We start from the raw sequence: 400 nt of genomic DNA on the forward strand, positions 1-400 counted from the left end.
CAGCGGCGGTTGTGGTTCCTGTCGCGGCTGGAAGGCCCGTCGGCGACCTACAACATCCCGATGGTGCTGCGACTGACCGGCACGGTGAATGTGGAAGCGCTCGAGACCGCGATCATCGATGTCATCGCTCGCCACGAAGCATTGCGCACCACCTTCCCCGACACCGATGGCATCGCATACCAACACATCGTCGCCGTCGACCACGTGGATGTGGGGTGGCACGTCGTCGACGCCACCGGATGGACTCGGACGCGGTTGGATGAGGAGATCACCGCCGCGGTGAGTTACGGGTTCGACCTCGCCGTCGAGATCCCGGTCCGCGCACAGGTTTTCCGCACATCGGCACACGAGTACGTCCTGGTGTTGCTGGTGCATCACATCGCCGGCGACGGCTGGTCGT

1 protein-coding gene is annotated in these 400 nt (G+C 64.2%); it reads left to right on the plus strand.

The genetic code is table 11. The features are described 5' to 3' along the window. Window positions 1-400: condensation domain-containing protein (locus JK358_RS38810; protein ID WP_201958889.1), on the plus strand; the 400-nt coding region annotated here is incomplete at both ends.

Origin of the sequence: Nocardia acididurans (assembly GCF_016741815.1) — a bacterium.
GTDB classification, from domain to species: domain Bacteria; phylum Actinomycetota; class Actinomycetes; order Mycobacteriales; family Mycobacteriaceae; genus Nocardia; species Nocardia acididurans.